General features: G+C 31.5%; 12 protein-coding genes and 1 pseudogene. 4 read left to right on the forward strand and 9 right to left on the reverse strand.

What is annotated here, in order from left to right; translation table 11 throughout:
• Positions 1–179: 179 nt before the first annotated feature.
• The 6 genes and pseudogenes from LDL23_RS11170 to LDL23_RS11195 all read right to left on the reverse strand — a co-directional run bounded on the left by LDL23_RS11170 (position 180) and on the right by LDL23_RS11195 (position 4,190).
• Positions 180–1,682 (reverse strand): PH domain-containing protein, encoded by a 1,503-nt coding sequence (locus LDL23_RS11170; RefSeq protein WP_291265777.1) that lies wholly within the window; start codon positions 1,680–1,682, stop codon positions 180–182.
• Positions 1,675–2,250: a PH domain-containing protein gene (locus LDL23_RS11175; protein WP_291265778.1), complete on the reverse strand. Its 576-nt coding sequence runs from the start codon at positions 2,248–2,250 to the stop codon at positions 1,675–1,677. The genes LDL23_RS11170 and LDL23_RS11175 overlap by 8 nt, the downstream gene beginning before the upstream one ends.
• Positions 2,234–2,503, reverse strand: a complete 270-nt coding sequence (locus tag LDL23_RS11180) for a hypothetical protein (RefSeq protein ID WP_291265779.1) — start codon at positions 2,501–2,503, stop codon at positions 2,234–2,236. The genes LDL23_RS11175 and LDL23_RS11180 overlap by 17 nt, the downstream gene beginning before the upstream one ends.
• A 356-nt stretch (positions 2,504–2,859) precedes the next feature.
• Positions 2,860–3,699 (reverse strand): 1,4-dihydroxy-2-naphthoyl-CoA synthase, encoded by an 840-nt coding sequence (locus tag LDL23_RS11185; RefSeq protein ID WP_291265780.1) that lies wholly within the window; start codon positions 3,697–3,699, stop codon positions 2,860–2,862.
• Positions 3,700–3,821: 122 nt separating this feature from the next.
• Positions 3,822–4,031: pseudogene (locus LDL23_RS11190) on the reverse strand (four helix bundle protein); the annotation flags it as partial.
• 12 nt (positions 4,032–4,043) lie between these two features.
• Entirely contained in the window at positions 4,044–4,190 is a 147-nt protein-coding gene (locus LDL23_RS11195; protein WP_291265781.1) for a hypothetical protein, read from the reverse strand.
• A 143-nt stretch (positions 4,191–4,333) separates the two neighbouring features.
• Here LDL23_RS11195 and LDL23_RS11200 point away from each other — a divergent pair, with 143 nt between their 5' ends.
• Genes LDL23_RS11200 through LDL23_RS11210 form a run of 3 tightly spaced genes read left to right on the forward strand, consistent with a single transcriptional unit; the run spans position 4,334 to position 7,071 of the window.
• Positions 4,334–5,452 carry a C1 family peptidase gene (locus LDL23_RS11200; protein ID WP_291265782.1) on the forward strand — a complete coding sequence of 373 codons (1,119 nt, stop codon included), beginning with the start codon at positions 4,334–4,336 and terminating at the stop codon, positions 5,450–5,452.
• Between the two features lies 1 nt (position 5,453).
• The gene (locus LDL23_RS11205; protein ID WP_291265783.1) at positions 5,454–5,897 is read left to right on the forward strand and encodes a PH domain-containing protein; all 444 of its coding nucleotides are present in this window, start codon (positions 5,454–5,456) and stop codon (positions 5,895–5,897) included.
• The gene (locus tag LDL23_RS11210) at positions 5,890–7,071 is read left to right on the forward strand and encodes a serine hydrolase (protein ID WP_291265784.1); all 1,182 of its coding nucleotides are present in this window, start codon (positions 5,890–5,892) and stop codon (positions 7,069–7,071) included. The genes LDL23_RS11205 and LDL23_RS11210 overlap by 8 nt, the downstream gene beginning before the upstream one ends.
• On the opposite strand, the gene ygiD is transcribed toward LDL23_RS11210, so the two are convergent.
• Positions 7,072–7,950, reverse strand: coding sequence for a 4,5-DOPA dioxygenase extradiol (gene ygiD / locus LDL23_RS11215; RefSeq protein WP_291265785.1), 879 nt, complete (start codon positions 7,948–7,950; stop codon positions 7,072–7,074).
• 57 nt (positions 7,951–8,007) lie between these two features.
• On the opposite strand from ygiD, the gene LDL23_RS11220 reads away from it, so the two are divergent.
• The gene (locus tag LDL23_RS11220) at positions 8,008–8,688 is read left to right on the forward strand and encodes a hypothetical protein (RefSeq protein WP_026726816.1); all 681 of its coding nucleotides are present in this window, start codon (positions 8,008–8,010) and stop codon (positions 8,686–8,688) included.
• Here LDL23_RS11220 and LDL23_RS11225 read toward each other — a convergent pair.
• Both LDL23_RS11225 and LDL23_RS11230 read right to left on the reverse strand, forming a co-directional pair.
• The gene (locus LDL23_RS11225; protein ID WP_026726815.1) at positions 8,678–8,965 is read right to left on the reverse strand and encodes a hypothetical protein; all 288 of its coding nucleotides are present in this window, start codon (positions 8,963–8,965) and stop codon (positions 8,678–8,680) included. The genes LDL23_RS11220 and LDL23_RS11225 overlap by 11 nt on opposite strands.
• Positions 8,966–8,971: 6 nt before the next feature.
• On the reverse strand, positions 8,972–10,000 hold a 1,029-nt coding region (locus tag LDL23_RS11230; protein ID WP_291265786.1), incomplete at its 5' end, for an alpha/beta fold hydrolase.

Raw genomic sequence — 10,000 nt, forward strand, 5'->3', positions numbered from 1 at the left:
CCAATGACAAGATTTAGCTTTTATCTTTCTCTTTCTTCTGTTGAAATAAATTTATAAAATTTTCAAAGAACTTCCTTTTGCAAACATAGGATAACAAAAATTACCAATACTATCCTTTTTCCCTTTTCCTTTTTCCCTTTTTACTTTTTACTTTTTACTTTCCTCTTTTCACCCATCCACTACATCCAACCTTTTTCCCAAGTTTCAACTTGATACAACCAATAATTCACCAATTGCTTGATTTCGGTATAATTTCCAGTGGTAAAACTTACGGTTCCTCCTGCTGTTGATAGCGTAACCGAACCAATATTCGTTGCTTTTTGCCAAAAGAATTGTTGAGTTGCGATGGCTTGAATTTTATAAGGTTCAATAATTGTCGTATCAATATCCCAAGCGCCATTTTGTTTGATGATGAAATCATTGGAAACAAAAAGCTTATAATTTTTAAACGAAAACCAAAGCATCACTCCAGCGAAAACAGAAAAAATTGCCGTATACATGAACCAATCGTTCCAGGTTACGAATTCCGTTTTATGATTTAGGAATAAGGTAATAGCTATTGGGACTAGTAAAAAGAAAAAGGTGTTGACCGCTAATTTTCTCCAATTCGGCAAATACATCGTTCTTTTTTGAGGCAATTGCCCTAATAACAATTTTAGAATAGCATCGCGTTCGTTTTCATTACAACCTGGGACTTCTATTTGGTCTTTTTCTTTTACCTTCTCTGCATCACTTGAGGCTTGATGGATACCAATTGTGGTCACATCCAACTTCTTTTGAAAGTAGTTTTGGGTAACTTTAATTTTCTGAACTTTATTCGGATTCAACAAGGTGTTTTTTGTTGAAAGCAATCCGTATGACAGAATAATAGCTTGTTTGCTTTTTTGAATGGTGAAATCGAAATATTTCAAAATCGTTCGAACCAAATTTACCAATAAAATAAGTCCAATAAAAAACCCTACCACTATTAAAAACGAAGTTATAATGGGCAAAGTATCTAGGTAACCCGTAACTTTATCTTCGTCAATTACTTCTGTATTTAACTGTTGTAGATTCTCTAATATGGTAGTGAAGAATACAAAAATTAGAGCAAAACTCTTGATATAATTAGAAGTAAACCCGATTTTAATTAAACTTAGTAATCCAATTTTTATGAAAGAGGTTGGAGTGACTTCTTCTGAAATAATATTGATATTTTCAACTGTTTCTTGTTGCGAATGATTGATTAATCGTTCTTTCAGAATAGTTGCCAATTCATGAGAAATTGCACTAATTGAAGCTTCCTTTTTATCACTTCCAGCAGTATCGATTTCTAATTTATGTACGCCAACCAAACGTTGAATTAAACTTTGATTGATGTTAACTTGCTGAATTTTATGCAACTGAATGGTAATTCTAGTCTTATTTAAAACTCCTTTTTGAATAACAAATTCGCCATTTTCTTCATCAATATGAAAGGTGAAAAATAAATATTGCAAGTACGAAATGATTGCAATTATCAAAACAACACCCGCTACACTTCCAAAAAAAACCAATTTATTAAGTGAATCAAACTTGACTAACCAAATCAACAACATTGGCCACAAAGCACGAACTGTCTTCTGCAAGGAATTGGCAAACATGATCAAAATCCCTGGAAGCGATTGACGTTGCGGTTGAGAAAAATCAACAGATTTATTCATGTTCTTCAGTTAATGGAGTTTCTGTTGGTGCTACTTCAATTGGTTCGTCTTGCTTTGGCGGATTGATTTTTTGGGAAACCAAATTCTTAATAAGCTGTGCATCTGATAAAAGTAACCCTGGAATTTCTAAATCAGAACTACTACCACCAGCGGTAAATAATTCGATTGAAGCCAATCCTAATTTTCTAGAAATAAATCCTTGATGTAAAGCCACATGCTGTACTCTATTAAAAGGAATAATTGTAGTAGTTTCAGAAATCAAACCTGATTTATAAATGGCATCGTGCTCTCTAAAAGCATATCCTTTTTTCTGAAAACTAAATTTCGTAAACACTACTAATCCAACTAAAATCAACACTAGTCCAACTAAAATTGCCATCCAAATCGTATTAGAAAAAGCATCTTGATTGAAATAAAACAAGGTTGAAAATCCTCCAATAACCAAAATTAAAAGCAAGGAAAAATTAAAAAGCAAAACCGTAATATACTTTGGATTTAAGCCTTTTAATTGTACTTCCTCGAATTTTGGAAGTTGGGTTATGTCGATGGGATTATTGGTGAAATTCATGTTTTAAATTATTTTCTTCTAAATTTTCAACTTTTATAAATTGATTTAAAACTTCTAACTCGTTTTCTTTAAAATCTTCAATTGGAAAATTAAAAACCTTATCCGATTTCATAAGAGCAATAGCTAAATTATTGTTTTTAATTGCTACATATTTAATATCAGACTTTGAATAATCTTCAAAGTAATTATTTTCAATAATTGTTACAAAATTCTGTTTTACAATCAAATGGTAGTTTAATTGTTTGAGGTTCATAGAACTTAAAACTACTATATAAAAAAAACTAAAATCAGGTAATTCATTATCTCTTACGAAAACAAATAATTGAGTTAAAATTGAAAAAATAAGAACTATTATCATAAAAAAATTAAAACCTGTTAAATTGTATTTTGTTCTGCCGATTATTTTCCAATCGTTTTTATAAGATTTCCATTTAGAAAATGAATAAAAAGATAATTCCACAATAATTATTAAAACACAAAAAAACTTTATGATATTATTATATTCTATTGAATTCATTATCCATGAAAAAACAGAATATAGAATTGTTAAAAAAACAACAATTAAAATAAAATAATACGATTTTAATTTCAGCATCAAAATTTGATTAATTACGGCAAATATTTCTTTTCAAAATTTGGTTTGCGTTTTTCTAAGAACGCATCTCTTCCTTCTTTTGCTTCGTCTGTCATATACGCTAAACGAGTAGCTTCACCAGCAAAAACTTGTTGGCCTACCATTCCATCATCGGTTAAATTCATAGCGAATTTTAGCATTTTGATTGAGGTTGGTGATTTCGCTAAAATTTCTTGTGCCCATTCATAAGCCGTATCTTCTAACTCCGCATGTGGAATCACAGCATTTACCATTCCCATTTCAAAAGCATCTTGAGCCGAGTAATTTCTGCCTAAGAAGAAAATTTCTCTTGCTTTCTTTTGTCCTACCATTTTAGCTAAGTAAGCCGAACCGTAGCCACCATCGAAACTCGTTACATCAGCATCAGTTTGTTTGAAAATCGCGTGTTCTTTACTCGCCAAGGTTAAATCACAAACAACGTGAAGCGAGTGTCCGCCACCAACAGCCCATCCCGGAACAACACAAATTACCGCTTTTGGCATGAAACGTATCATACGTTGTACTTCTAAAATATTTAATCGGTGGTAACCATCTTCTCCTACATATCCTTGATGTCCGCGTGCTTTTTGATCACCACCACTGCAAAAACTCCAGATTCCGTCTTTAGAACTTGGTCCCTCAGCAGACAATAATACCACTCCAATAGAAGTATCTTCTTGCGCATCGTAAAAAGCTTCGATTAATTCTTTGGTTGTTTTAGGACGAAATGCATTTCTTACATCTGGTCTATTGAAAGCGATTCTTGCAACTCCGTCGCATTTTTTATAGGTAATATCTTCAAATTCTCTTACGGTTTTCCAATTGATTGTATTCATATTTTTAAATTTATTTTATTTTTCAAGTACAAGGGCAAATTCAAGTTCAAGGGCAAGTTCAAGAGCAAGTTCAAATTGAAGAGCAAGTTCAAATTTAATTTAAAAAAAAATTGTGTAAAAAACTATTTCAATTTGTTTAACATCATTCTTGATGTAATGGCAATTAATTCCTCCACTTCTGTCAGAAGCCAATTTCTCTCTTTTTCTTCCCCTTCTTTAATATAATTTAATACACGAAGAGAATTTCTGGATTCTTTCAACTCTTTTACTACTAGAGACAATTTAAAAACATAATCCTTATCTGTAATTGTTCCTTGAGATTCTCCATAATTTAAGGAAGCACTTCATGAAGAACGAATCAATTGGTTCTTGTAATATTCTAATTCATAAGCCTTTGCTAATTTTCTAACAAAGAAAATCGATTCACCAGCAAATCTTACTAATCTTTCATCTAAATTAAATATTCTTTCCGTTGGTTCGTTTAATTCCATTATTCTTTTGATTAAACTATTCAAGATTCAACTTGATTTTTGAATTTGATTTTGAACTTGTCCTTGATCTTGATTTTTGTATTTGTTTTGGTAAAAATAATTCATTTTTTGCATTATATTGCAAGTTCAAAACAATAAGTCACATGAAAAAAATATATGTAGGATTACTATTGAGTGCATCCTTTTTTACAGCTTCGGCTCAAAACTATGAATTTCAGAAAGTTAACGATGTGGAATGTTTGCCTGTTATCTCACAAGATATTACGGGAACGTGTTGGAGTTTCTCTACTTCGTCGTTTTTAGAATCCGAAATTATTCGTTTAACGGGTAAGAAAATCGACCTTTCTGAAATGTATCAAGCGAGAACTACGTATCCGTTAAAAGCAGAAAATTATGTTCTACGCCAAGGAAATGCCAGTTTTAGTGAAGGTGCCTTGGCGCATGATGTAATCAACAGCGTAGCAAAATACGGATTGGTTCCAAACAGTATTTATGATGGTTTAAATGACGATGCCAACAAACACAATCACGCTGAAATGGTTGCGGTTTTGGAAGCCATGTTGAAAACGTATGTAGAAAATCCGGCAAAGAAATTATCTCCGAATTGGAAACCAGCGATTAGTGCCGTTTTAGATATTTATTTAGGAAGTATTCCAACTAAATTTGAATACGAAGGCAAAAATTATACGCCAAAATCATTTGCAGAATTCGCTAAAATCAAACCAGAAAATTATGTGACTTTGACTTCGTTCACACATGAAGCGAATTACAAACCATTCATTTTGAATATTCCAGATAACTTTTCTAACGGAAGCATGTATAATTTACCACTAGATGAATTTATTGCTAATATTGACAACGCTTTGGCTAATGGTTACTCGCTTTCTTTAGATTGTGATGTTTCAGAACCGACGTTTTCAGGAAAATATGGTGTAGCTTTTATTCCAGAAAAAGAAGAAGATACTAAAACAGGTTTGGCTGAAATTGTTGTCGAAAAGAAAATCACACCTGAATTCCGTCAACAAGAATTTGAAAATTTGACCACAACTGACGACCATTTAATGCACATTGTAGGTAAAGTAAAAGACCAAAAAGGAAATGTGTATTATAAAGTAAAAAACTCTTGGGGAAGCGACGAAAAAAGAGTTGCCAACGGTGGTTATGTGTATATGAGTGTTCCTTATATGAAATTAAAAGCCATTTCGGTTATGGTACACAAAGATGGAATTTCTAAAGAAACTAAGAAGAAATTAGGGTTGTAATATGATTTTCAAATCGGCAGTAAGTAAATTGAATAAATATATTTATGTTGGAGTTATATTATTTTTATTGCTCTTAACAATTCCTGCTCTTTTTGAAGATTCTTACGAGCCTTTCGTAGTATTGTTTTCTATACATTTTTTAGTGATTTTATTTTTAATTTGGACCTATAAAACCACTTTTTACAAGATTGAAAACACGGATTTACATTGGAAATCGGGTCCTTTTAAAGGTAAAATTGATGTAACTAAAATCAATAAAATTGAATATCACAAAGGAATTTATGTACCAACTATTTGGAAACCAGCATTGAGTCATATTGGATTAATTATTACCTATAACAAATATGATGATATTTACATTTCTCCTGAAAAACAACAAGAATTTATTGCTACATTGCAACGCCTAAATCCAAATATTACGTTTAAGAATACGCCTTATGTTTAATAAAATAGTAATTGTAAGTTTAAGTTTACTACTTTTTAATTGCCAAAATAAACCCGACGAAAACAAAGAATCTACCTTAAAAGATAAAGAAGGTAATGTTTCTGAATATGCCGTAAACTTTACTCCTTTGACTACTATTTACAAAAAAAGAATGGGAAATGAAATGGAGGCCTTTTACGATAAAAAACTCAATGCAAAAGATTTCAGTGGTTCGTTTTTGGTAGCTAAAAATGGTGAAATCTTATATGAAAATTACAGTGGCTATGCGTATAAAGAAAAAGGCGATTCTATAAAACAAGATACTCCTTTACACATTGCGTCCGTTAGTAAAGTGATTACAGCGGTTACCGTTTTGAAATTAGTAGACCAAAAGAAACTTAAATTAGACGATCCTGTAAAATCGATATTACCTGAATTTCCTTACGAAGAAACTACCGTTAGAATGTTATTAAGTCACCGAAGTGGTTTAAGAAATTATGCTTATTTTACAGATGACAAAGGTGTTTGGGATAAAAAGAAAACACTAACCAATCAAGATGTATTAACACTTTTAGCTACCAAAGATATTGGGTTAGAATCAAAACCAGGAACACGTTTTGGTTATTGTAATACGAATTATGCTTTATTGGCTTTAATCATTGAAAAAGTGACCAACAAAACGTATCCAAAAGTGCTTCAGGAAATGATTTTTGATCCTTTAAACATGAAAAACACATTCGTTTTTGATGATTTAAACAAGAAAGACGAAGTGAGTCAGTCGTATAAAAACAATTATTTACGTTTGGCTTTCGAATTTTTGGACCAAGTGTATGGAGATAAAAACATTTATTCTACTCCACGTGATTTACTGAAATTTGATTTAGCGCTATATTCTGATAAATTCCTTAGTGCTAAAATGAAGGAAGAAATGTACAAAGGCTACAGCTACGAAAGAAAAGGAACTAAAAACTACGGTTTAGGTATTCGAATGTTAGAATTTGAAACGGGGCAACAATACTTCTTTCACAATGGTTGGTGGCATGGGAACACCTCTTCTTTAGTTACACTTCATAAAGATTCCGTAACTATCATTGCCATTTCAAACAAATTTACTCGTAAAACATACCAAACGAAACGTTTAGCACCAAAATTTGGTGATTATCCGTTTAAGTTTAATGAAGAAGAAGGCGAATAATTAGCCTATTTTTACCGAAGTCATCGTTAACGAACCTCCAACCGCTTTATCGTTAAAGAATTCCACTTTATCATTATCCGTTTGAAGTGCTAAAATGTATAACAAAGGATAATAATGATCGGGTGTTGGTATCGCTAAAGTAGCTGCTTTATTAAGTTTTTCATATTGAATTAAATCTTTATGAAAGCCGTTTGAAATTTTATTTTTAAAGATGTCATTCATTTCTAAAGCCCAATCAAATCCGTATTCAGGCTCACTAAGTTTATTCCAGGCTACCATTCGTAAATTATGAACCATATTACCACTTCCAATAATTAAAACGCCTTTTTTACGAAGTGCTAATAATTGTTTTGCCAATTCATAATGATAAGCTGCTGGTTTGTAATAATCAATACTCAATTGCAAAACCGGAATATCTGCATCAGGATACATGTGTTTAACTACCGACCAAGTGCCGTGATCCAATCCCCAATCGTGGTCTAATTCCACCGCAGGATTGGTAATCAATTTTTGAATTTCAGTTGCCAATTCAGGACTTCCTGACGCTGGATATTGTACCTCAAATAACGCTTGTGGAAAACCACCAAAATCATGAATCGTTTTCGGATTTGGCATTGCTGTTACCATTGTACCTTTCGTTAACCAATGCGCCGAAACGACTACAACTGCTTTTGGTGTTGGGATTTCCTTCCCCATTTGTTGCCAACGTTTTGAAAATATATTATCTTCAATAGCATTCATAGGCGAACCATGTCCAATGAATAAAACGGGCATCTTCTCCTCTTCTTCTCCTAATCCTTTTGTCCAATCATAGAACGGTTGTATACTTGCCATAGCGACTCCTCCTGAAAGTAAAGTTATGAAATTCTTGCGATTCATAAATTAATATTTGTATATACAAATGTAGTGATTTATTTTATACTAAATACTAATTACATGTTAAAAACGTTATTCCATAAATTACTCGAAATGAAAATCCTAATTCTGTTACTCACTTTTAGCCTTACAAACTATTCCGTTACAAAAACAAATATTGAAAAAGAAAGAAGTCTATTGAAAACAGAATATCTTTCAAATGAAAATAAAGCCAATACACTAAATGAGGCAAGAATAAAACTAACCGAAAGTTTATTCCAAGATATTTTCAATCATTGGTACACCACAAAATGGAGTTTTGAAGGTCATACTGAAACACCAAAACAAGGAACAATCGCTTGTGGCTATTTTGTTTCCACGACTTTAAGAGACGTAGGATTTAATCTAAATCGATACAAATTAGCACAAAAAAGTCCTGAAGAAGAAGCTAAAAGTATCGCTTGCGGGACTACTATTGAGAAACTTCAAAACGTTACCAAACAAGAATTAAAAAAGTACTTTTTAAAACAAAAGGATGGTATTTATTTTATTGGGTTGGATTTTCATGTTGGGTACATTTATAAAAACAATCAAGAAGTTCATTTCATCCATTCTAATTATATTGATAATAAAGGCGTGATGAAAGAAACCATTGAAAATTCAAAAGCTATTGTGAGTTCGAAATATTTCATTGCATCGATAACTCATAATGACAACTTAATAAAGAAATGGTTACTAAAAGAAATTGTAACTACAAGTTAAGTAATTCAATGTTGAAATTTCTCAAAACAAAAAAGATGGAAATTACATTTAATAACAATGCTAACCAATAATGTTTATTGTAATCATCAGTATTTACAGTAATTTCATATAAATTTAAGAGAGGTAAAATTACAATACCTATCCAAATAGGAATCCAAATGACTTCGGTTTCAAAACCGATAAAATGAATGATTTCAAAATTTTGGAAAATACCAACTAAGGTCATAATTAAAATTACAGCACTTAGTATCAAGTAGAGGATTGGTTTTAAATTCATAACTTACTATTTAAATGATTCAAAAAAATCAAAAGCTCTCATTTCAGCAAAAGAATAATTTGATTCCTTTACAATAAAAGCACAATGACCACCATAAACAGGCGTTTCTAAAAAGATATTCGAACTTTTAGAAGCAACATCAACTGGAAAACATCCTTCACCTAAAAAAGTATCATTTAAGGCATTTAAGATTAAAACTGGTTTTGTAATGGCATCCAAACTTCTTGCCGGAGAAACTTTGTAATAATAATCAAAACGATCTTTAAAACCGTGTAATGGTGCTGTGAAATTATCGTCTAAATCTTTAAAATTTTTCACTCTCTTTAATTGATGTAAATCGATAAGTTCTGGAAATTGTTTGGCTTTTAATTTCAATTTTTCACTTAATCCGATAAGGAAATTTTTCATGTAAATTTGATTAAATCCTTTGTGTAAAGCATCAGCACTTACTTGAATTTCAATTGGAACAGAAACAGAAACAGCTGCTTTTATAGCATCATTTAATTGGGGTTCTCTTCCTAGATAGTTCAAAATTTGGGCACCACCCATAGAAAAACCTATTAAATACAACTCCTTAATTTCTTTACTCAATGCAAATTGTACAACTGCATCTAAATCTTCTATTGAGGCATGATGATACAATTGAGGCAAACGATTCATTTCGCCACTGCAAGTACGATTGTTCCATGCAAAAACAGAATAATTGTTTTTTAGAAAATAATCCGAACAACTATTAATATAGGTTCTTTGCGAATTTCCTTCTAAACCATGGCACAAAATAATGGCTTTATTTGGATTCGTAATTTTATAATCAACGGTTAAAAAATCGCCATCATAAAGTTCTATTTTTTCTCTTTTATAATCGGGAGCCTTAAAACGCTTGAACTTACCTGCATAAATAGTAGCAATGTGAGGATTCTTGTAAAAACCCGAAACAAGTTCGTTGTATTTTGATTGCGCTATTATTGGCATTATAAACGTTGTTATACTAAATAAATCCCGTCTTCTTTGATTTCGATAAGTTTTTGTTTGTAT

This window comes from Flavobacterium sp. (genome assembly GCF_020217025.1).
Classification (GTDB): domain Bacteria; phylum Bacteroidota; class Bacteroidia; order Flavobacteriales; family Flavobacteriaceae; genus Flavobacterium.

Coding starts and splice junctions, on each gene's coding strand:
- LDL23_RS11225 (WP_026726815.1), bottom strand. CDS start 8,965: ATGAATTTAAAACCAATCCTCTACTTGATACTAAGTGCTGTAATTTTA.
- LDL23_RS11200 (WP_291265782.1), top strand. CDS start 4,334: ATGAAAAAAATATATGTAGGATTACTATTGAGTGCATCCTTTTTTACA.
- LDL23_RS11185 (WP_291265780.1), bottom strand. CDS start 3,699: ATGAATACAATCAATTGGAAAACCGTAAGAGAATTTGAAGATATTACC.
- LDL23_RS11210 (WP_291265784.1), top strand. CDS start 5,890: ATGTTTAATAAAATAGTAATTGTAAGTTTAAGTTTACTACTTTTTAAT.
- LDL23_RS11170 (WP_291265777.1), bottom strand. CDS start 1,682: ATGAATAAATCTGTTGATTTTTCTCAACCGCAACGTCAATCGCTTCCA.
- ygiD (WP_291265785.1), bottom strand. CDS start 7,950: ATGAATCGCAAGAATTTCATAACTTTACTTTCAGGAGGAGTCGCTATG.
- LDL23_RS11220 (WP_026726816.1), top strand. CDS start 8,008: ATGTTAAAAACGTTATTCCATAAATTACTCGAAATGAAAATCCTAATT.
- LDL23_RS11175 (WP_291265778.1), bottom strand. CDS start 2,250: ATGAATTTCACCAATAATCCCATCGACATAACCCAACTTCCAAAATTC.
- LDL23_RS11180 (WP_291265779.1), bottom strand. CDS start 2,503: ATGAACCTCAAACAATTAAACTACCATTTGATTGTAAAACAGAATTTT.
- LDL23_RS11205 (WP_291265783.1), top strand. CDS start 5,454: ATGATTTTCAAATCGGCAGTAAGTAAATTGAATAAATATATTTATGTT.
- LDL23_RS11195 (WP_291265781.1), bottom strand. CDS start 4,190: ATGGAATTAAACGAACCAACGGAAAGAATATTTAATTTAGATGAAAGA.